Origin of the sequence: Pseudomonas sp. MUP55 (assembly GCF_034043515.1) — a bacterium.
Taxonomy (GTDB): domain Bacteria; phylum Pseudomonadota; class Gammaproteobacteria; order Pseudomonadales; family Pseudomonadaceae; genus Aquipseudomonas.
This window is the reverse complement of the sequence record NZ_CP138214.1, coordinates 3,431,099-3,455,439: the sequence shown is the minus strand read 5'-3', so window position 1 is coordinate 3,455,439 and position 24,341 is coordinate 3,431,099. Positions and strand designations below refer to the sequence as shown.

The 24,341-nt window shown below is 66.7% G+C and carries 2 protein-coding genes; both read left to right on the top strand.

Annotated features, from left to right (window positions below):
- Nucleotides 1–56 precede the first annotated feature (56 nt).
- Entirely contained in the window at nt 57–13,004 is a 12,948-nt protein-coding gene (locus tag SC318_RS15400; RefSeq protein ID WP_320427489.1) for a non-ribosomal peptide synthetase, read from the top strand.
- Nucleotides 13,001–24,334 (top strand): non-ribosomal peptide synthetase, encoded by an 11,334-nt coding sequence (locus tag SC318_RS15395; RefSeq protein WP_320427488.1) that lies wholly within the window; start codon nt 13,001–13,003, stop codon nt 24,332–24,334. Before SC318_RS15400 ends, SC318_RS15395 begins: the two co-directional genes overlap by 4 nt.
- The last annotated feature ends 7 nt before the right edge of the window (nt 24,335–24,341 follow it).

Genomic DNA, 24,341 nt, shown 5'->3' with positions numbered 1-24,341 from the left:
GCGGCAACTGAATACGGACATTCTCTTCAACCGTGACATATCAGGCAGGTTTCCCCATGCAGTTCAGCGAATTACTGGCAGCGATCTCCACCCATGCGATCCGTCTGCAAACTGAAGACGGCGACCTGATCGTCCTGGGCGATGACCAAGCGCTGGATGACGCGCTGTGGGACCAACTGATCACGCATAAACCCCAACTGCTTGAGTGGGTCGCGGCGCAGGGCGGCGACTGGTCGAGTCCGGCCTATCGCATCACCCCGGATATGCTGCCGCTGGTCAGTCTCGACCAGCCTGCCATCGACCGCATCGTCGCGGCGATCCCCGGCGGTGCGGCGAATGTGCAGGATATCTACCCGCTGGCGCCGCTTCAGGAAGGCATGCTCTACCACCATCTTTCGGCGCAGCAGGGTGACCCCTACGTGCTGCACGCGCAGTTCGTGTTCGACAGCCGCGCCCGTCTGCACCGCTTCGCCCAAGCGCTGCAATGGGTCATCGACCGCCACGACATCCTGCGCACGTCGATGGCCTGGGAGCGCCTCGACGAGCCGCTGCAAGTGGTGTGGCGCAAGGCAACCCTGGCCTGTGAAGAGGCGCAGCTGGACGGCGCCGACCGCCTGGCCCAGTTGCTTGCGCGCTACGACGCGCGTACCTATCGCATGGACCTGGGCCAGGCGCCGTTGCTGCGCCTGGTGTTCGCCGACGACCCGGCCAACCAGCGCGTGGTGGCGATGCTGCTGTTCCACCACACCATCCTCGACCACACCGCCCTCGACGGGGTGCGCGAAGAGATCCAGCTGTATCTGGCCGGCCAGCAGGCGCTGGCCGCACAGCCGGTGGCGTTTCGCAGCTATATTGCCCAGGTGCGCCACGGTGTGAGCGAGCAGGCGCATGAAGCCTTCTTTCGCGACATGCTCGCCGACATTGACGAACCAACGTTGCCCTTCGGCCTGCAGGACGTGCAGGGCGATGGCCTGGGCATCGACGAAGCGCGCATCCCGGTGGACCACGCCCTCAGCCTGCGCCTGCGCAGCCTGGCGCGCCCGCTGGGCGTGGGTGTCGCCAGCCTGATGCACCTGGCGCTGGCCCGCGTGCTGGGGGTGGTGTCCGGCCGCGAGTCGGTGGTGTTCGGCACCGTGATGCTCGGCCGGATGGGCGCGGGCGAGGGCGGTGAGCGTGCGTTGGGCATGTTCATCAACACCTTGCCGGTGCGCGTGGATGTGGGCGGGCAAGGCGTGCGCGCCGCGATCCAGGCCACTCACGAACGGCTCACCGCGTTGCTTGAGCACGAGCACGCGTCCCTGGCGCTGGCCCAGCGCTGCAGCGCAGTGGCGGCCCCGACGCCGCTGTTCAGTGCGATGCTCAACTACCGCCACAGCGCCGCCACCGACATGCACGCGGTGATTGAGGTGGCCGAAGGCATTCAGGTGCTCGGCGCCGAGGAGCGCACCAATTACCCGCTGACCGTCAACGTCGATGACCTGGGCGAAGACTTTGCACTGACGGTGATGGTCGATGCGTCCATCAGCGCGCAACGGGTCGCCAGCTACCTGCACACGGCGCTGGAAAGCCTGGCCGATGCGCTGGAACAGCGACCGGACATGCCGCTGCGCGGCCTGAACATCCTGCCTGACCTCGAGCGCCACACCTTGCTGCATGGCCTCAACCAAAGCCCCACGAACTACTCCGACACCGCACTGATCCACGATCAGGTTGAACACCACGCCGCCGCCCAGCCCGACGCCATCGCCTTGCGCTTCGAACAGCGCAGCCTGACCTATCGTGAACTCAACGAAGGCGCCAACCAGGTCGCCCATGCGTTGTTGGCCCAGGGCGTGCGCCCCGACGCGCGCGTGGCGATCTGCGTGGAGCGCGGCCCGCAGATGATCATCGGCCTGCTCGGCATCCTCAAGGCCGGTGCCGGTTACGTGCCGATCGACCCGGCTTACCCGCTCGAACGCATCGCCTACACCCTGAGCGACAGTGCGCCGGTGGCGGTGCTGGTGCAGGCCAATACGCGGCACCTGGTCGGCGACCTGGCGCAGATCGACCTCGACGCCCTGCACGATCAGGCCATCGTCAACCCACGGCTGAACCTGAGCGCGGCCAACCTCGCTTATGTCATCTACACCTCCGGCTCCACCGGCCTGCCCAAGGGCGTGATGATCGAGCACCGCCAGGTGGCGCGCCTGTTCAGCGCCACCCAGCACTGGTTCGGTTTCAACCAGCACGACGTGTGGGCGCTGTTCCATTCCTTTGCGTTCGATTTCTCCGTGTGGGAAATCTGGGGCGCGCTGATGCACGGCGGCCAGTTGCTGATCGTGCCGCAACTGGTCAGCCGTTCGCCGGATGAGTGTTACCAGCTGCTCTGCGACGCTTCGGTGAGCATCCTCAACCAGACGCCGAGTGCGTTCCGCCAGTTGATCGCGGCCCAGGGCAACAGCGACCGGGCGCATTCGTTGCGCCAGGTGATTTTCGGCGGCGAGGCCCTCGAACCCGGCATGCTCAAGCCGTGGTATGCGCGGGCGGTCAACGCCGGTACGCAACTGGTGAACATGTATGGCATCACCGAAACCACCGTGCACGTGACGTACCGCGCACTGGAAGCGGCCGATGCGCAGTTGGTGGGCGTGAGCCCGATTGGCGTGCGCATCCCGGACCTGCAGCTGTACGTACTGGATGCGCAGCGCGAGCCGCTGCCGTTCGGCGTGATCGGCGAGCTGTATGTGGGCGGCGCCGGCGTGGCGCGCGGTTACCTCAACCGTGACGCCCTTAACGCCGAACGCTTCCTGCCCGACCCGGCCACCGGCCTGCGCATGTACAAGACCGGCGACCTCGGTCGCCTGCGGGCCGACGGCAGCGTCGAGTACCTGGGGCGCAACGACGACCAGGTGAAGATTCGCGGTTTCCGTATCGAACTCGGCGAAATTCAGGCGCACCTGGCCACTGCCGGCGGCGTGCGCGACGCGCTGGTGATCGCCCGCGAAGACACACCGGGCGACACACGCCTGGTGGCCTATGTGATCGCTGACGGCGCAACCAGCGCCACCGCCCTGCGCGAGCATCTGCTGCTGAACCTGGCCGACTACATGGTGCCCGGCGCGTTCGTGCTGCTGGAGCGGTTCCCGCTGACCACCAACGGCAAACTCGACCGCAAGGCGTTGCCCGCGCCCGACGCCGACGCGCTGGCCCGGCGCACTTACGCAGCACCACAAGGCGCGGTGGAAACCGCCATCGCCGCGCTCTGGCAGGACTTGCTCAACGTCGAGCGGGTAGGGCGCGAGGACAATTTCTTCGAACTCGGCGGCCACTCCCTGTTGGCGGTCAAGCTGATCGAACGCATGCGCCAAGTGGAGCTGAGCGCCGACGTGCGCGTGCTGTTCGGCCAGCCGACCTTGGCCGCGCTGGCGGCGGCGGTGGGCGGGCAGCACGAAGTGCAGGTGCCGGCCAATCGCATTGAAGAACACAGTGAGGCCATCACGCCGGACATGCTGCCGCTGGTGGAACTGGATCAGGCCGCTATCGACCACATCATCCAGGCGGTGCCCGGCGGTATTGCCAATGTGCAGGACATCTACGGCCTGGCGCCGTTGCAGGCCGGGATTCTCTATCACCACCTGGCCACCGCGCAGGGCGACCCCTACGTGCTGCAGGTGCAATTGAGCTTCGCTGATCAGGCCGCCGTGGACGGGTTTATCCGGGCGCTGCACAGCGTGATCGAGCGCAATGACATCCTGCGCACCGCGATCCTCTGGGAGGGCCTGGATGAGCCGGTGCAAGTGGTGCTGCGCCAGGCGCCGCTGGCGGTCGAGCGGTTCGCTGCCACGGGCGACAATGCCCTGGCTGAACTGCAGCAGCGCTTCGATCCGCGTCATTATCGGCTGGACCTGTCACGCGCCTCGCTGATGCGTCTGGCCTATACCGAGGAGCATGCCCAAGACCCTGCGCAGCAACCGGGCCGCCTGGTCGGCATCCTGCTGCTGCACCATATCCTGCTCGACCACACCGCCCTGCACGTGCTGGTGCAAGAAATGAGCGCCAGCCTGTCCGGCCGCAGCGCACAACTGCCCGACGCGGTGCAGTACCGCAACTACGTGGCCCAGGCGCGCCTTGGGGTCAGCCAGGCGCAGCATGAAGCGTTCTTCAGTCAGATGCTCGGCGATATCGACGAGCCGACCCTGGCGTTCGACTTGCAGGATGTGAATGGCGACGGCAGCGGTATCGTCGAAGCGCATCTGCCACTGGAGTCGGGGCTGAGCCTGGCGCTGCGCGAACAAGCGCGGCAGTTGGGCGTCAGCACCGCGAGCCTGGTGCACCTGGCCTGGGCCCAGGTGCTCAGCCAGGTTTCCGGCCAGCCGGAGGTGGTGTTCGGCACCGTGCTGCTGGGGCGCATGCAGGGCGGCGAGGGCGCGGATCGGGCGCTGGGGATGTTCATCAACACCTTGCCACTGCGCGTCAGCCTGGGCGCCACGGGCGTACAGGCTGGTGTGCGCGCCACCCACGCACGGCTGGCGCAATTGCTCGGTCACGAACATGCCTCGTTGTCGCTGGCTCAGCGCTGCAGCGGCGTACCGGCTGCGTTGCCGTTGTTCAGCACCTTGCTCAACTATCGCCACAGCGCAGCGGATCAAGCGCCGGGCGACAGTCCGTTCGCCGCCTCCGGCATCCAGGTGCTCAGCTCCCAGGAGCGCAGCAACTACCCGCTGGTGCTCAATGTCGATGACCTGGGCACCGGCTTTGCCCTCACCGTGCAAGGCGTCGCCACCCTGGATGTGCAGCGCGTGGCCGAGTACATGCTCACCGCCCTGCGCCAGTTGGTGACGGCGCTGCAACAGGCGCCGACCACCGCGCTGCGGGCGCTGTCGATCGTCCCGCCGGCAGAGCGCCGGCGACTGCTGGTGGAATTCAACGCCAGTGGCCATGACTACCCGGCGCATCTGGGCGTGGTGCAACTGTTCGAAGCCCAGGCGCTGGCACGGCCGGAAGCGGTCGCGGTGGTGCACGGCAACCTGTCCCTGAGTTACCGCGACCTCAACCGCCGCGCCAATCGCCTGGCGCATCACCTGATCAGCCAGGGCGTGCAACCTGGCGAGTCGGTGGCCCTGGCGCTGCCGCGTTCCATTGATCTGGTGGTCAGCCAACTGGCCGTGCTCAAGTGCGCGGCGGTGTACGTGCCGCTGGACGTCAACGCGCCGGCCGAACGCCGCGAGTTCATGGTGCGCGACAGCGGCGCGCGCCAGGTGCTCGACAGCCTGGCCGGGCTCGACCTGGCAGGGCTACCGTCGAGCAATCCGGCGCTGGAGCAATCTGCCGACAGCGTGGCCTACATCATGTACACCTCCGGCTCCACCGGCACGCCCAAAGGCGTATTGGTACCCCATCGCGGCATTGTCCGGCTGGTGATCAATAACGGCTACGCCGACTTCAATGCCCAGGATCGCGTGGCTTTCGCTTCCAACCCGGCGTTCGACGCCAGCACCATGGACGTGTGGGGCGCGCTGCTCAATGGCGGGCAGGTGCAGGTGATCGACCACGCCACCGTGCTCGACCCACAGGCGTTCGGCGCCGCGCTCAGGGGCGCCACGGTGCTGTTCGTCACCACCGCGCTGTTCAACCAGTATGTGCAACTGATCCCCGATGCACTGGCCGGCCTGCGCATTCTGTTGTGCGGCGGCGAACGTGCCGACCCGGAGGCCTTCCGCAGCTTGCTGGCCCAGGCCCCGGCCTTGCGCCTGGTGCATTGCTATGGCCCGACTGAAACCACCACTTACGCCTGCACTTATGAGGTACGTGCACTGCCCGACGACGCGCAGAGCGTGCCCGTAGGGCGGCCCATTTCCAATACGCAGGTGTATGTGCTGGACGCGCAGTTGCAACCGGTGCCGCTGGGCATCACCGGCGAAATCTGCATCGGTGGCGATGGGGTTGCCAAGGGCTACCTGAACCGCCCGGACCTGACCGCCGAAAAATTCGTGCATGACCCGTTTTCCGAGCAGCCCCACGCCTTGATGTACCGCACGGGCGACCTGGGACGCTGGTCGGTGGACGGCTTGCTCGAGTGCCTGGGACGCAATGACGACCAAGTGAAAATCCGTGGTTTCCGTATCGAACTGGGCGAGGTCGAGGCGCGCCTGGCGAGTTGCCCCGGCATTCAGGAGGTTGCCGTGCTGGCCAGGGAAGACGCGCCGGGGGACAAGCGCCTGGTCGCCTATTTCACCTGGGCGGGCGCTGCGCTGGGCATCGATTACGTGCACGCGCACCTGCAAGGCCAGTTACCCGATTACATGCTGCCCTCGGCCTATGTGCCGCTGGACAGCCTGCCCTTGACCAACAACGGCAAGCTCGACCGCAAGGCCTTGCCCGCGCCGGATCCGCAAGCCCTGCTCAGCCGTGGCTACGAGGCGCCGCAAGGCGCGGTGGAAAGCGTGCTGGCGCAGATCTGGCAGGACGTGCTCAAGCTCGAGCGCGTCGGTCGCCATGATCATTTCTTCGAGCTGGGCGGGCATTCGTTGCTGGCGGTCAGCCTGATCGAGCGCATGCGCCGCGTCGGCCTGAGCGCCGATGTGCGCGTGCTGTTCAGCCAACCGACCCTGGCGGCACTGGCGGCGGCGGTGGGCAGCGGTCGCGAGATCGTGGTGCCGGCCAATGGCATCCCGGTGGGCTGCACCCACATCACACCGTCCATGCTCAGCCTGGTGCAACTCGACGCGGTCGCCATCGAACGCATCGTCGCCAACGTGCCGGGCGGTGCGGCGAATGTGCAGGACATCTACCCGCTGGCGCCGTTGCAGGAAGGCATTCTCTACCACCACATCAGCGCCGAAGAGGGCGACCCGTACCTGCTGCAATCACGCATGGCCTTTGACAGTCCCGAGCGCCTGCACGCTTTCATGGGCGCGCTGCAACAGGTGGCAGCCCGCCACGACATCCTGCGTACCGGGGTGGTCTGGGAAGGCCTGGACAGCCCGGTGCAAGTGGTCTGGCGCCAGGCGCAACTGGTCGTACAGGAAGTCAGCCTGGACCTGGCCGATGGCGGCATCATTGAGCAACTGCACGCACGCTTCGATGCGCGTCACTACCGCCTGGACATCACCCAGGCGCCGCTGCTGCGCATGGTCTACGCCCAGGACCCGGCCAATCAGCGGGTCGCGGCGATCCTGCTGTTCCACCACCTGGCGCTGGACCACACCGCCATGGCCGTGGTGGGCGAGGAGATGCGTGCGTTCATGCTGGAGCAGGCCGATGACTTGCCCGAGGCCGCGCCCTTTCGCAATTACGTGGCCCAGGCGCGCCTGGGAGTCAGCGTTGCCGAACATGAGCAATTCTTCCGCGCCTTGCTCGCCGATGTCGACGAGCCCACGTTGCCGTTCGGCCTGCAGGATGTGCAGGGCGATGGCAGCGCCATCGAAGACGCCGAACGGCAGTTGCCGGCCGAGTTGGCGCAGCGGGTGCGCGAGCAGGCGCGCCAGTTGGGCGTCAGCGCCGCGAGCCTGATGCACCTGGCCTGGGCGCAGGTACTGGGGCTGGTGTCCGGACGCGACGACGTGGTGTTCGGCACCGTCCTGATGGGCCGCATGCAGGCCGGCGACGGTGCGGACCGCGCCCTGGGCATGTTCATCAACACCTTGCCGCTGCGGGTCGACGTGGCCGCCGGTGCCGCCGACGCGGTCAAAGCCACCCATGCACGCTTGAGCACCTTGCTCGGGCATGAACATGCCTCGCTGGCCCTGGCCCAGCGTTGCAGCGGGGTGGCGACGTCCACGCCGTTGTTCAGCGCCTTGCTCAACTACCGTCATAGCAGCCCCGACGAAATGGCACGCGACGGCCACGGCATCTGGGCGGGCGTACAGCTGCTCGGCGGCGAAGAGCGCAGCAACTATCCACTGACCTTGAGTGTGGATGACCTGGGCGAGGGCTTTGCGCTGGCGGTGCTGGCCGTGCCGCAGATCGGCGCCCAGCGGTTGTGCGACTACATGCACAACGCCGTGGCGCAACTGGTTGGCGCCCTGGAAAGCGCGCCGACAACCCGCTTGAACCAGCTGCCGATTCTGCCGGCCACGGAGCGTGACACGCTGCTGCGCGAGTTCAACACCACCGCCCATGACTTCCCGCGTGGGCATACCCTGCACGGCGCTTTCGAGGTGCAGGTCGAGCGTCAGCCCCACGCCATCGCGATGAAGCAGGGCAGTGCAACGCTGACCTACCAACAGCTCAATCAACGCGCCAACCAGCTGGCGCATCACCTGCTGGCGCTTGGCGTGCAGCCTGACGACCGCGTGGCGATCTGCTGCCGCCGCGGCCCGCAGATGCTGGTGGGCCTGTTGGGGATTCTCAAGGCCGGCGCCGGTTATGTGCCGATTGATCCTGCGTACCCGGCCGAACGAATTGCCTATCTGCTGCAGGACAGCGCACCGGTCGCGGTGCTCTCGCAGGCCTGCACACAAGACCTGCTCGGCGCCGTCGCCAGCATCGATCTGCACGATCCCGGCTGGCAGCGCCACGCGGTGAGCAACCCGCAACTGGACGCATTGACCCCGGCGCATCTGGCCTACGTGATCTACACCTCCGGCTCCACCGGCCAGCCCAAGGGCGTGATGGTGGAGCACCGCAGCGTGGAAAACCTGGTGCACTGGCACTGCGAGGCCTTTGGCCTGAGGACCGCCAGCCAGACCAGCAGCGTCGCGGGGTTCGGTTTTGATGCGATGGCCTGGGAAGTCTGGCCGGCGCTGTGCGTGGGCGCGACCCTGCACCTGCCGCCCACCCACGTGGGCAATGAAAACATTGATGAACTGCTGGCCTGGTGGCTGGCGCAGCCGCTGGACGTGAGTTTCCTGCCCACCCCGGTGGCCGAATACGCGTTCAGCCTGAACCTGCAACACCCGACCTTGCGCATGCTCCTGGTGGGCGGCGACCGCCTGCGCCAGTTCACCCAGCAACAGCGTTTTGCGCTGATCAATAACTACGGCCCCACCGAAGCCACGGTGGTCGCCACCTCCGGCCGTGTGCGTGCCGGACAGCCCCTGCATATCGGCCGGCCCATCGCCAATGCCACCAGCTATGTGCTGGACGCCCAATTGCGCCCGGTGCCGGTGGGCGTGGCGGGTGAATTGTATGTGGGCGGGCGCGGCGTGGCGCGCGGTTACCTGAACCGTCCGGACTTGACCGCCGAGCGCTTCCTGCAAGACCCGTTCAACCCAGGGCGCATGTACCGCACCGGCGACCAGGTGCGCTGGTTGCCCGATGGCAATCTTGAGTACCTGGGGCGTAACGACGATCAAGTCAAACTGCGCGGTGTGCGCGTTGAGCTGGGCGAAATCGAAAGCCGCCTCGCGGCACTCGACGGCGTGGCGGAAGCGGTGGTGCTGGTGCGCGAAGGGCGCTTGATCGCCTGGTTCACCGAGCGCCAACCGCTGTCGATCGAAACGCTGCGCACCCAGCTGCAGGCGCAGTTGCCCGAGGCGCTGGTGCCGGTGGCCTACGTCAAACTCGCGGCCTTGCCCCTGACCGCCAACGGCAAGCTGGACCGCAAGGCCCTGCCGGCGCCCGACCAGGCGGCGCTGCTGACCCGTGACTATGCAGCGCCCCAGGGCGAGGTGGAAACCCGCCTGGCGCAGATCTGGGCCGAGGTGTTGCAGGTGCAGCAGGTCGGCCGGCATGACCACTTCTTCGAGCTGGGCGGGCACTCGTTGCTGGCCGTCAGCCTGATCGAGCGCATGCGCCAGGTGGGCCTGAGCGCCGATGTACGGGTGCTGTTCAGCCAGCCGACCCTGGCCGCGCTGGCAGCCGCCGTCGGCAGCGGACGCGAAGTGCAGGTGCCGCCCAACCGCATCCCTGCCGGTTGCCAACGCATCACCGCCGACATGCTGCCCCTGGTCACGCTGGCGCAATCGACGCTCGATCAGGTGATCGCCCAGGTGCCGGGCGGCGCCGCCAACGTGCAGGACATCTACCCGTTGGCGCCGTTGCAGGAAGGCATTCTCTACCACTACCTCACCGCGGAGCAGGGCGACCCGTACCTGTTGCAATCACACCTGGCCTTCGACAGCGTCGAGCGCCTGCACGCCTTTGCCCAGGCGCTGCAACAGGTGATCGACCGCCATGACATCCTGCGCACCGGCATCGTCTGGGAAGGCCTGGTGCACCCGCTGCAAGTGGTGTGGCGCCAGGCTCAACTGAGCGTGCAAGAGTTGCAGCTGCACGGTGATGTGCTCGCCGGCCTGCACCAGCGCTTTGATGCGCGCCGTTATCGCCTGGATATCAGCCAGGCGCCGCTGATCCGCCTGATCCATGCGCGCGATCCGGCCAACCAGCGTGTGGTGGCGGTATTGCTTTACCACCATATCGCCCTGGACCACACCGCGTTCGACGTCGTACTGCGCGAAATGCAGGGCTACCTGCTCGGCCACCCCGCGCCTGCCGCCGCACCGATGCCGTACCGCAACTACGTGGCCCAGGCGCGCTTGGGCGTGAGTGAGCAGGAACATGAAGCGTTCTTTCGCGACATGCTCGGCGATGTCGATGAGCCCACCTTGCCGTTCGGCCTGCAGGACGTGCGCGGTGACGGTAACGCCATCGAAGAACACACCCTGCACCTGGACGCTGAACTGAACCGACGCCTGCGTGCCCAGGCCCGCTTGCTCGGGGTCAGCAGCGCCAGCCTGTTCCACCTGGCCTGGGGCCAAGTGCTGGCCGCCACCTCGGGGCGCCACAGCGTGGTGTTCGGCACCGTGCTGGTGGGGCGCCTGCAGGGCGGCGAGGGCGCCGACCGGGCCCTTGGGGTGTTTATCAACACCTTGCCACTGCGCCTGGACATCGACGCCCAAGGCGCCCGCGAGGCGGTGCGCGCCACCCATGCGCGGCTCACCGCCTTGCTCGGCCATGAGCACGCGTCCCTGGCCCTGGCCCAGCGTTGCAGCGGGGTGGCGGCCCCGGCGCCGCTGTTCAGTTCGATGCTCAACTATCGCCATCGCGGCTCCGCCACCCGCTCGGTGGATGCGCAGCATGCCTGGGAAGGCATGCAGACCCTGGTCAATGACGGGCGCACCAACTACCCGCTGACCCTGAACGTGGATGACCTGGGCGACGGTTATGACGTCACCGCCCTGGCGCGCGTGGATGCACAACGGGTCTGCGGGTACATGCAGACCGCGTTGGCCGGCCTGGTTCAGGCACTGGAGCAGGCACCGCGACAGGCGTTGAATCGCCTGCCGGTGCTGGGCGCCGAAGAACGGCACAAACTACTGGTGGAGTTCAACGCCACCGAGGTGAACTACAACCTCGAGCAGACCCTGCATGGGATGTTCGAAGCCCAGGTCGGTCGTTCACCGGACGCGGTCGCGGTGAAGGCCGGCGAGGAGCAACTCACCTACCGGCAGCTCAACGAGCGCGCCAACCGCCTGGCCCATCACTTGCGTGAGCATGGCGTACAGCCGGATGCGCGGGTGGGTATCTGCCTGGAGCGTGGCCTGGACATGGTTATTGGCCTGCTGGCCATCCTCAAGGCCGGCGGCGGTTATGTACCGCTGGACCCGGCCTACCCCCAGGAGCGCCTGGCTTACATGCTGCAGGACAGCGCGCCGGTGGTGGTGCTGGCCCAGGGGGCAACCCGTGACTGGCTGGGCGCTGTGCCGGTGATCGACCTGGACCACGACACCTGGCAGCACCTGCCTGCGAGCAATCCACAGGTGCCTGGCCTCACGGCCCGGCATCAGGCCTACGTGATCTACACCTCCGGTTCCACCGGCCAGCCCAAGGGTGTGATCAACGAACATGCCGGGGTGGTCAACCGTTTGCTGTGGATGCAGGACGCCTATGGCCTCAAGGCACACGACGCGGTGTTGCAGAAAACCCCGTTCAGCTTCGACGTGTCGGTGTGGGAGTTCTTCTGGCCGCTGTTGACCGGTGCGCGCCTGGTGATGGCGCGTCCGGGCGGGCACAAGGATCCGGCGTACCTGTGTGATGTGATCGAGGCCGAGCGGATCACCACGCTGCACTTTGTGCCCTCGATGCTCGACGTGTTCCTGGCCCACGGCGACGTCAGTCAAGCGGCCGGCCTGTTGCGCGTGATGTGCAGCGGTGAAGCGCTGCCGGGCAGCCTGGTGCGGCGCTTCAAGCAGCAACTGCCGGACATCGGTTTGTACAACCTGTATGGCCCGACCGAAGCCGCAGTGGACGTGACCGCATGGAACTGCGCGCGCGCTGAGGTGCCGGACAACACCCCCATCGGCAAGCCGATTGCCAACACACGCATGTACGTACTCGATGAGCTGTTGCAGCCCGTGCCGCTGGGCGTGGTGGGCGAGCTGTTCATTGCCGGCGTGCAAGTGGCGCGCGGTTACCTCAACCGTGCGCAACTCACCGCTGAACGCTTTCTCAAGGACCCGTTCAACGAGGGGCGGATGTACCGCACCGGTGACCTCGGACGCTATTTGCCCGATGGCAATATCGAGTACCTGGGCCGCAACGATGACCAGGTGAAGATCCGCGGCCTGCGTATCGAACTGGGGGAAATCCAGGCGCGCCTGGTCGAGCATCCGGCGGTCAAGGATGCGGTGGTCGTGGCCCGCGAAGAGCGCCTGGTGGCCTATTACACCGGCGTGGCAACCGCCATCGACGCACTGCGCGGCCAACTTCTGCAGCACCTGCCGGACTTCATGGTGCCCGCCGTGTTCGTGCACCTTGAGGCCTTGCCTCTGAGCCCCAACGGCAAGCTGGACCGCAAGGCACTGCCGGCGCCGGGCATGGCGGCGTTGAGCGTGCGCGAGTACGAGGCGCCCGAAGGCGACACCGAAATCCTGCTGGCCCAGCTCTGGGCCGAGCTGCTGAAGGTGGAGCGAGTAGGGCGGCACGACAACTTCTTTGAACTGGGCGGGCACTCGCTGCTCGCCGTGAGCTTGATCGGGCGCTTGCGCCAGGAAGGCATGGAAGCCGATGTGCGGGGCTTGTTCGAACAACCGACCCTGGCCGGCTACGCCGCAATGACCGAACGAATGGAGATCGTCCTGTGAACATCCTTGAGCTGCTGGCAACCCTGAACACCAAGGACGTGCAACTGGCGCTCAAGGGCGAGCAGTTGTCGGTGCAAGGCAACAAGCACGCCTTGAGCGACCCGGCGATCCTCGCCGCGCTGCGCGAACACAAGCCGGCACTGATCGAGCTGATCAAGGCCGGCGACTATTCGGCCACCAAGGCCGGTGAGGTGCAGGTGCCTGCCAACGGCATCCCGCCGGGCGCCGAGCGCATCACCCCGGCGATGTTGAGCCTGTCCACGCTGAGCCAGGACGAGATCGAGCGTATCGTCGCCACGGTCACGGGCGGTGTGTCGAATATCCAGGATATCTACCCGCTGGCGCCGTTGCAGGAAGGCATTCTGTTCCATCACGTCAGCGCCGAGCAGGGCGACCCGTATGTGATGCAATCGCAGTTCGCCTTCGACAGCCTCGAGCGTTTCGACGCCTTTGCCCGGGCCCTGCAACAGGTGATGGACCGCCATGACATCCTGCGTACGGGTGTGGTCTGGGATGGCCTGGAGCAACCCTCGCAAGTGGTGTGGCGCCAGGCGCGCCTGCCGGTGCAGGCGCTGATGCTGGACCCGGCCGACGGCGATATCGCTGCGCAGCTGCACGCGTTGTTCGATGCGCGTCACTACCGCCTCGATGTGACCCAGGCGCCGCTGTTGCGCCTGGTGCGTGCCGACGACCCGGCCAACGGGCGCATCGTCGCCACCTTGCTGTTCCATCACATGGCGCTGGACCACAGCGCCCTGGAAGTGGTGTGCCATGAAATGCAGGCGTGCCTGCTGGGCCAGGGCGCCGCCCTGGGTCAGGCGGTGCCGTTTCGCAACTACGTGGCGCAGGCGCGGCTGGGCATCAGTGAGCAGGAACACGAAAGCTTCTTTCGCCAGATGCTCGGTGATATCAGCGAGCCGACCTTGCCGTTTGGCTTGCAGGATGTGCAGGGCGATGCGCGGGGCATTGCCGAGGTCAGCCTGGCGTTGGCGCCGCCGCTTTCGCGGCGCTTGCGCGCCCAGGCACGGCAGTTGGGGGTAAGTACCGCCAGCCTGTTTCATATGGGCTGGGCCCAGGTGCTCGGGGTGTTGGCCGGCAAGGCTCAGGTGGTGTTCGGCACGGTGCTGATGGGGCGCATGCAGGGCAGCCATGCCACGGATCGTGCGCTGGGCATCTTCATCAATACGTTGCCGTTTCGTGTGGACGTGGACACCCAGGACGTACGCACCGGGGTCAAGGCCACCCACGCACGCCTCACCACGTTATTGCGCCATGAACACGCGGCGCTGGCCCTGGCCCAGCGCTGCAGCGCAGTGGTGGCGCCGACACCGTTGTTCAGTGCGCTGCTCAACTACCGGCACAGCGCGGCGGCGGCCAGCGCCGAGGCGGTGTCGGCGTGGCACGGCATCACCGCGTTGCGGGCCGAGGAGCGCACCAACTATCCGCTGACCCTGAGCGTGGATGACCTGGGCGAGGACTTCGGCCTGAGCCTGCTCGCCAGCACTGCCGTCGACCCGCAGCGGGTCTGCGCCTACCTGCAAACCGCGCTGGAACACCTGGTGACCGCGCTGGAGCAGGCGCCGCACATCGCGCTCAACCAACTGCCGGTGGTGCCGGTTGCCGAACAACGCCTGTTGCTCGAGCAGTTCAACGCAACCCAGGCGGTGTTCCCCCAGGGCACCACCGTGCACGGCCGCATCGAAGCCCAGGCCGCGCTTACCCCGGATGCCATCGCGGCGGTGTGCCTGGAGCGCACGCTGACCTACGCCGAACTCAACCAGCAAGCCAACCTGCTGGCCCATCATCTGCTGGCGCTGGGGGTCAAGCCCGATGACCGCGTGGCCATCGTCGCGCGGCGTGGCCTGGACACCCTGGCCGGGCTGCTGGCAATCCTCAAGGCCGGCGCCTGTTATGTACCGGTCGACCCCTCCCACCCGGCCGAGCGCCTGAGCTACCTGCTCAGCGACAGCGCCCCGGTGGCGGTGCTGACCCAGCACGCCTTGCTCGAGCGCCTGCCGCCGCTTGACGTGCCGGTGATCAACCTCGACCGCTTCACCTGGCAGCACCATTCGGCGAGCAACCCCAAGGTGGCCGTCACGCCGTCGAACCTGGCCTATGTGATCTACACCTCCGGCTCCACCGGCCTGCCCAAAGGGGTGATGGTGGAACATCACACCGTGGCCAATCTGGTGGACTGGCACTGCAGCGCCTTCGACCTGCGCGCCGGGCGACATACCGCCAGCGTGGCCGGTTTCGGCTTTGATGCGATGGCCTGGGAAGTGTGGCCGGCGCTGTGCGTGGGCGCCACCTTGCACCTGCCACCTGCCCACAACGGCGCCGAAGACCTCGACGCGCTGCTGGCCTGGTGGTGCGCGCAACCGCTCGACGTGTGTTTTCTGCCGACGCCGGTGGCCGAATACGCCTTCAGCCAGAACATCGAACACCCGACCCTGCGTACGCTGCTGATTGGCGGTGACCGCCTGCGCCAGTTCGGGCGGGCGCAGCGCTTTGAGCTGATCAACAACTACGGCCCCACCGAAGCCACGGTGGTCGCCACCTCCGGCAAGGTCGAGGCGGGCCAGCCCTTGCATATCGGCAAACCCATCGCCAACGCCAGGGTCTATCTGCTGGACGAACAGCAGCGCCCGGTGCCGTTGGGTGTGGCGGGTGAACTGTATGTAGGCGGCATGGGCGTGGCCCGTGGTTACCTCAATCGTCCGGAACTGACTGCCGAGCGTTTCCTGCGCGACCCCTTCAACAGTGGCCGCATGTACCGCACCGGCGACCTCGCGCGCTGGCTGCCCGACGGCAACCTTGAGTACCTGGGGCGCAACGATGACCAGGTGAAGATCCGCGGTATGCGCATCGAGCTGGGCGAGATCGAAACCCAGCTCAATCAACTGCCGGGCATTCTTGAAGCGGTGGTGTTGGTGCGTGAAGAACGGCTGGTGGCCTATTTCACCGAAAACCCGCAACTCGACGGGCTGGCGGTCGCTGATATCCGCGCGCACCTGGTGGCCCATCTGCCGGACTACATGGTGCCGGTCGCCTTCATGAAACTCGACGCACTGCCGTTGACCGCCAACGGCAAGCTCGACCGCAAGGCGCTGCCGGCCCCGGACAGGGACGCGGTATTCAGCCGTGAGTACGAGGCACCGCTGGGCGAGATCGAAAGCGTATTGGCGCAGATCTGGGCCGATGTGTTGCAGGTGGAGCGGGTCGGGCGTCGTGATCACTTCTTCGAGCTGGGCGGGCATTCGTTGCTGGCCATGCGCATGGTCTCCCAGGTGCGCCAGCGCCTGGGGGTGGAGCTGGTGCTGGGCGACCTGTTCGCCAATGCCGAATTGGCAGCCGTCGCCGAGCTGCTGGCCCGCGCCGGGCGCAGCACCTTGCCGGATATCCTGCCGGCCAATCGTGACACCGAGCTGCCGTTGTCGTTCGCCCAGCAGCGCTTGTGGTTCCTCGCCTTGATGGAAGGCGCCAACACCGCCTACAACATTCCCATCGGCTTGCGTTTGCGTGGGCACTTGCATGTGCAGGCGCTGCAGCGTGCCCTGGCGCGCATCGTTGCGCGGCATGAAACCCTGCGCAGTCGCTTCGCCCAGCACGGCGATGAGGCCCAGGTGCTGATCGTGCCGGCCGAAGACGTGCTGGCGCTGCAGGTGCAGGACTTGCGCCGTCATCCGCAACCGCAGCAGGCGCTGGACGCGCTGATCCACGGTGAAGCCTCGGCGCCGTTCGACCTCGAGCGCGGCCCCTTGCTGCGCGGTCGCCTGGTGGTGATGGCCGATGACCACCACGTGCTGCTGCTGACCCTGCACCACATTGTCTCCGATGGCTGGTCCATGGGCGTGCTCACCCGCGAACTGATGGCGCTGTACCAGGCCTTCAGCCACGGCCACGCCGACCCGCTGCCGCCGTTGCCGATCCAGTACGCTGACTTTGCCGTGTGGCAACGCCTGTGGCTGAGCGGTGAGGTGCTGCACCGCCAAAGTACGTATTGGCAACAGGCCCTGGCCGGTGCGCCGGCCTTGCTTACCCTGCCCACCGACCGCCCGCGTCCGGCGCAGCAGGACTACGCCGGCAGCAGTGTCGAAGTGCGCCTGAACGAGCGCCTTACCGCCGGGCTCAAGGCCTTGAGCCAACGGCATGGCACCACGCTGTACATGACCTTGATGAGTGCCTGGGCCTCGTTGCTGGCGCGCTTGTCCGGGCAGCACGACCTGGTGATCGGCTCGCCGGTGGCCAACCGCACACGCACTGAGGTGGAAGGGCTGATCGGACTGTTCGTCAACACCCTGGCGGTGCGTATCGACACCAGTGGCGAGCTGAGCAGCGAAGCGCTGCTGGCGCGGGTCAAGGCACTGACGCTGGCGGCGCAGGCCCACCAGGATTTGCCGTTCGAGCAGGTGGTGGAAATCACCCGGCCACCGCGCAGTCTTTCCCACAGCCCGTTGTTCCAGACCTTGTTCAGCTGGCAGGACAGCAGCGCGCCCACCCTGGCCCTGGGCGACCTGGCCCTGGAAGGGATCGTGGAGAACAGCCACTTCGCCAAGTTCGACCTGTCGCTGAACCTGGGCGAAGTGCAGGGCACGCTGCTCGGTGTCCTGGAATATGCGGTGGCGCTGTTCGATGAATCGACGGTGCAACGTTATGTCGGTTATTTCACCCGGGTGTTGCAGGCCATGGTCGATAACGATCAGGCGGTGCTGGAACACGCGCCGCTGCTGGATGAGCGTGAACGCCAGCACCTGCTGTTCGATTTCAACGCCACCGCCGTGGACTACGATCTCCACCAGACCCTGCACAGCCTGTTTGAAGCACAGGTGCTGCGCACGCCGCACGCCATTGCGCTGAAGGCCGGCGAGCAGCCATTGACCTACGCCGAACTGAACGCACGCGCCAACCAGCTGGCTCACCACCTGATTGCCCTGGGCGTGCAGCCGGATGCGCGGGTGGCGATCTGCGTGGAGCGCGGCCTGGACATGGTTATCGGCCTGTACGCGATCCTCAAGGCCGGCGCTGCCTATGTGCCGTTGGACCCGGCGTATCCGCTGGAACGCCTGGCCTACATGCTGCACGACAGCGCCCCGAGCGTGGTGCTGGCCCAGGGCAGCACCCGTGGCTTGCTGGGCGAGGTGGCGGTGGTCGACCTGGACCAGCCGAGTTGGCAACACCAGCCCATCCATAACCCCGGCGTGGCGAGCGTGACCGCCTACGTGATCTACACCTCCGGCTCCACCGGCCAACCCAAGGGCGTGATCAACGAACACGCCGGGGTGGTCAACCGCTTGCTGTGGATGCAGGACGCCTACGCGCTCGGCGCGAGGGATACGGTGCTGCAGAAAACCCCGTTCAGCTTCGATGTGTCGGTGTGGGAGTTTTTCTGGCCGCTGTTCACCGGCGCTCGCCTGGTGATGGCGCGGCCGGGCGGGCACAAGGAGCCTGAATACCTGTGCCAGGTGATCGAGGCCGAACAGGTCACCACCTTGCATTTTGTGCCGTCGATGCTCGATGTGTTCCTCGCCCACGGCGACGTCAGCCAGGCGGCTGGGCTGGTGCGTGTGATGTGCAGCGGCGAAGCCCTGCCGGGCAGCCTGGTGCGGCGCTTCAAGCAGCAGTTGCCGGGCGCGCAATTGCACAACCTCTACGGCCCGACCGAAGCGGCGGTGGACGTGACGGCCTGGGACTGCAGCGGCCCGCAGACCCCGGACAACACGCCTATCGGCAAGCCGATTGCCAATACCCGTCTGTACCTGCTGGATGCACAGTTGCAGCCGGTGCCCCTGGGCGTGGTGGGCGAGCTGTTCATCGCTGGCGTGCAGGTGGCGCGTGGCTATCTGAACCGCCCCGAGCTGACCGCCGAGCGCTTTCTCGACGACCCCTTCGTGGCGGGGCGCATGTACCGTACCGGCGACGTCGGGCGCTATTTGCCGGATGGCACTATCGAGTACCTGGGGCGCAACGATGACCAAGTGAAAATCCGTGGCCTGCGCATCGAACTGGGGGAAATCCAGGCGCGCCTGACTGACCACCCGGCGGTCAACGAAGCCGCGGTGATCGCCCGCGAGCAGCGCCTGGTGGCGTATTACACCGGCGTGCACTGCGACCTCGACGCCTTGCGCGCGCACCTGTTGCAGCACCTGCCGGAGTTCATGGTGCCGGCGACCTTCGTGCACCTGGAGGCCTTGCCGCTGAGCCCCAACGGCAAGCTTGAGCGCAAGGCGCTGCCGGAACCGGATGCGGACGCGCAGAGGCTGCGCGAGTATGAAGCGCCCCAGGGCGACACCGAAATCGCCCTGGCCAGCCTGTGGGCCGAGTTGCTGAACGTGGAGCGGGTGGGCCGCCACGATAACTTTTTCGAACTGGGCGGGCACTCGTTGCTGGCGGTCAGCCTGGTGGGGCGCATGCGGCGCCTGGGGCTGGCGGCGGACGTGAAAGTGCTGTTCGGCCAGCCGACGCTGTCGGCGTTGGCGGCAGCCCTCGGCAGCGGGCGTGAAGTGGCGGTGCCGGCCAATGGCATCGCGGCCGACTGCGTACGGATCACCCCGCCGATGTTGACGCTGATCAAGCTCGACCCGCTTGCCATCGAGCGCATTGTCGCGGTCATTCCCGGCGGCGCGGCGAATGTGCAGGACATCTATCCGCTGGCACCGTTGCAGGCGGGCATGCTCTATCAGCATCGGGCGGCGCAGGGTGATGACGCCTACGTGCTGCAGGCGCAGTTCGGGTTCGACAGCCGTGTGCGCCTGGACGCGTTTGCCCACGCGTTGCAGGCGGTGATCGAGCGGCACGACATCCTGCGCTCCTCCTTCCATTGGGAGGGCCTGGAGCAACCGGTGCAGGTGGTGTGGCGCAAGGCTTCACTGCGCGTCGAAAGCGGGCCGCTGCCACAGCGCCTGGAACTGGACCAGGCGCCGCTGATGCGCCTGGTGTACAGCGAGCAGGCGCAGCGCGTGGTCGCGACCTTGCTGTTCCATCATCTGGTCATGGACCACGTCGCGCTGGAGATTCTGCAGCATGAGATGCAGGCCTTTCTGTTGGGGCGCGCGGATGAACTGGGTGCGGCCGTGCCGTATCGCAACTACGTGGCGCAGACCTGCCTGATTGACCGCGACCACGAGGCATTCTTCGGCGAGATGCTCGGTGATATCGACGAGCCGACCCAGGTGCAGATCACCGACGGTGCGCACCGCGCCCAGCTGTCGCTTGATCCGAGCTTGAGCCAGCGCCTGCGGGTGCAGGCCCGGCAGTCGGGCGTGAGTGCGGCGAGCCTGATGCACCTGGGTTGGGGCCATGTACTGGGCAAGGTCAGTGGGCGTGAAAACGTGGTGTTCGGCACGGTGATGCTCGGTCGCCTGCAGGGCGGTGAAGGTGCCGAGCGCGCCATGGGCGTGTTTATCAACACCTTGCCGCTGCGCATCGACCTGGGTGAGCGCTCGGTGCGCAATGCCCTGCGGGCCACCCATGCGCGCCTGAGTCAATTGCTCAGCCATGAGCATGCGCCGTTGGCCCTGGCCCAGCGTTGCAGCGGCGTGCCCGCCAGTACAGCGTTGTTCGACGTGCTGTTCAACTACCGCCACAGCGCGCCGCAAGCGGGCGCCGTGGCGCAGGCATGGCAAGGCATTGAGTTGCTCAAGGCCGAAGAACACACCAACTACGGCCTGTCATTGAGCGTGGACGACCTCGGTGAAGGCTTTACCTTGAGCGCCATGGGGCCGGGCGCCGAGCGTTTGTGTGCATACCTGCAGGTTGCCCTGGAGCACCTGGTGCAAGCGCTGGAAAGCCACAGCGCTATCGCCATCGGCTGCGTGCAGGTGTTGCCGGCGACGGAGCGCCAGCTACTGTCGGACTTCAACGCCACCGCCCGTGATTTGCCGCGTGAGCACACCGTGCAGCGTTTGTTCCAGGCCCAGGCCCAGGCGCGTCCCGACGCGCTGGCGGCGGTGCATGGCGAGCAGCGGCTGAGCTATGGCGAGTTGAACACGCGGGCCAACCAGTTGGCGCATCACCTGATGGGCCTGGGGGTGCTGGCCGGCGATAACGTCACGGTCCTGCTGCCGCGCTGCCTGGATTTGCTGGTCAGCCAACTGGCGATCCTCAAATGCGCCGCTGCCTATGTGCCGCTGGACATCCACGCACCCGCCGAGCGCCAAGGCTTCATGCAGCACGACAGCGGCGCGACCTGGCTGTTGACCCACAGCGATACAGCGCTCGACTTTGTGGCGCAACGCCTGGACCTGGACCGCCTCACGCTGGCTGCGCAACCGAACCATAACCCCGACCTGTCGCAGTCCTCGGACAGCGTGGCGTACATCATGTACACCTCCGGCTCCACCGGCACACCCAAAGGCGTGTTGGTGCCCCATCGCGGCATCACGCGTTTGGTGCTCAACAACGGCTACGCCGACTTCAATGCCAGTGACCGCGTGGCCTTCGCGTCCAACCCGGCCTTCGATGCCAGCACCATGGACGTGTGGGGCCCGTTGCTCAATGGCGGCCAGGTGCAGGTGATCGAGCATGCCACCTTGCTCGACCCGCAGGCGTTCGGCGCGGCACTGCAGGACGCCACGGTGCTGTTCGTCACCACCGCGCTGTTCAACCAGTACGTGCAGATGATTCCCCAGGCCCTGGCCGGCTTGCGCATCCTGCTGTGCGGTGGCGAGCGCGCCGACCCGGCGGCGTTCCGCAGCCTGTTGGCGCAGGCACCGGCATTGCGCCTGGTGCACTGCTATGGCCCGACCGAAACCACCACCTACGCCACCACCTATGAAGTGCGCGCCTTGACTGACGAGGCCGACAGCGTGCCGATCGGCCGACCGATCGCCAACACCCAGGTGCACGTGCTGGATGCGCAGTTGCAGCCGGTGCCATTGGGCGTCAGCGGTGAAATCTGCATCGGCGGTGACGGCGTGGCCAAGGGTTACCTGAATCGGCCTGAACTGAGCGCTGAAAAATTCGTGCACGACCCCTTCAATCCAGGCGCATTGCTTTACCGCACCGGCGACCTTGGACGCTGGACGGCCGACGGCCTGCTGGAGTGCCTCGGGCGCAACGATGATCAGGTGAAGATTCGTGGTTTTCGCATCGAACTGGGCGAGATCGAGGCGCGCCTGGCGACCTTTTCGGGCCTCCAGGACGTGGTGGTGCTGGCGCGCGAAGACGTGCCGGGAGACAAGCGCCTGGTCGCCTATTTCACCTGGGCCGCAGACGCCGTTAGCCTCGACCGGGTGCGTGCGCACCTGCATGAGCAACTGCCTGAATACATGCGGCCATCCGCCTATGTGCCCCTCGACCGGCTGCCGTTGACGGCCAACGGCAAGGTCGACCGCAAAGCCTTGCCGGTGCCGGCGTATGACGCGCTCGCCAGCGGCGAGTTCGAGGCGCCCCTCGACGCCCTGGAACAGCGCCTGGCGCAGATGTGGGCGCAGGTGTTGAAGCTGGAGCAGGTGGGGCGGCACGACAGCTTCTTTGATCTGGGCGGGCATTCGCTGTTGGCGATTCGCCTGGTCACTTTGCTCGACGAAGCCGGTTTGCCGGTGTCGCTGGCCGAGCTGTTCCAGCATGTCAGCGTGGCGGGCATCGCCGCGCTGCTGCGCCAGCGTACCGACGCGCCCGTGCGCGACACGTCGGTGATCACCGTGCGCGAGAGCGGCGCCCAGGCGCCGTTATTTCTTGTGCACGAATTCAGCGGCATGGACGTTTATTTCCCGGCGCTGGGCCAGCATTTGCCCGGCGATTACCCCATCTACGGCCTGCCGGGGGTACCGCTGGGCGAGGCGCATCTGACCACCATGGAAGGCCTGGCGGCGCGCATGGTCGGGCTGATCCGGGGCATCCAGCCCCATGGCCCTTACCGCATCGCGGGCTGGTCGTTTGGCGGGGTGCTGGCCTATGAAGTGGCCATGCAACTGCTGGGGCTCGATGAGCCAGTGGCCTTTCTCGGCCTGATCGACAGCTATGTGCCGCGCATGACCGACCAGGGCAAGGCGCGCTGGAGCGGGCCGCACGCGCTCAAGCGGCATTTGCTGCTGCAGTGCACGGCGTATTGGAAAGCACAGGGAGGGGTGGATGAGCTGGCGAGTCTGGAACAACTGGAGGCAAACCTTGGACAGCTGGACTTTGCGGGCCTGCTGCAACGCTGTCGCGATCAAGGTCTGCTATACGCGCAAATGGCGGCGGCTGCGGACGCGGATCTGGTGAGCTTTCTCGAACGTGAGGTCGGGCATGGGCATGCGCTGGCCCATTACAGCCTGTTCCCGCTGCCGATCCCCGTGCATTTATTCAGTGCCGAGCAGCGCCCCACCGAGCTGTCCCGGCGCAGCGCGGCGCTGGGTTGGGACACGGCGCTGGCGCCGGGGCAGCTGCACCAGGTACCGGTGCCGGGTGACCACCAAAGCATGATGCAGGCTCCGCATATCCAGGGCCTGGGCCGGGCGATCACGCAGGCGCTGCTGGCCGGCGCGCCGGTCAGTTGCGCGGTGCATCAACCGGTGTTGCGCATTCAGAGTGGGCGAGCCGGGCATGCGCCGGTGTTCTGTGTGCCGGGTGCGGGAGACAGCGTGACCGGTTTCGTCGGTTTGAGCGAGGCGCTCGGGCGTGACTGGCCGTTATATGGCCTGCAACCGCGCGGGCTGGACGGTGAAGCCGTGCCCCATAGCCAGGTGGAAGCGGCGGCGCAGTGTTACCTGACCGCACTGGCCCATGAGTGTCCGGCGGGGCCGGTGCACCTGGTCGGGCATTCGTTTGGCGGCTGGGTCGCGCTGGAAATGGCGCTGCGCTTGCAGGCGATGGGCCGCCAGGTGGCGTCCTTGACCGTGATCGACAGCGAGTCGCCGGGCGGCAACGGCGTGGTGGGGCGCCCGTACACATCGACGGCGGCGCTGTTGCGGCTGATTGAAGCGATGCAGTTGGCGGCCGGGCAATCGCTGGGGATCGACCCGCTGGAGTTTGCTGGGCGCGATGAGCTGGCACAGCGCCAGGCGTTGCATGCGGGAATGGTCGGCGTCGGGTTATTGCCGGCACGCGCTGCCGTCGACGCCATGGCAGGGCCGGCGCGCACCTATGCGGCGGCGTTGCGTACGGTGTATCGACCACAGGCTCGCTATGAAGGTGTGGTGCGCCTGGTGCTGGCGCGGGACCCTTCGCTGGATGCGGCGGGCAATCAGCGCGAGCAGGGGCTGATGGTCGAAGGATGGCGAGGGCAGGGGCGTGGTCTGCAGGTGTGGCATGGCCCAGGCAATCACTTCACCTTGCTCAAGGCGCCGAATGTTGCGGCGTTGGCCAAGTGGTGGCTTGAGGGCGTTGTGGTTGGGGAGCGGGTGTCTTGATGGCCGC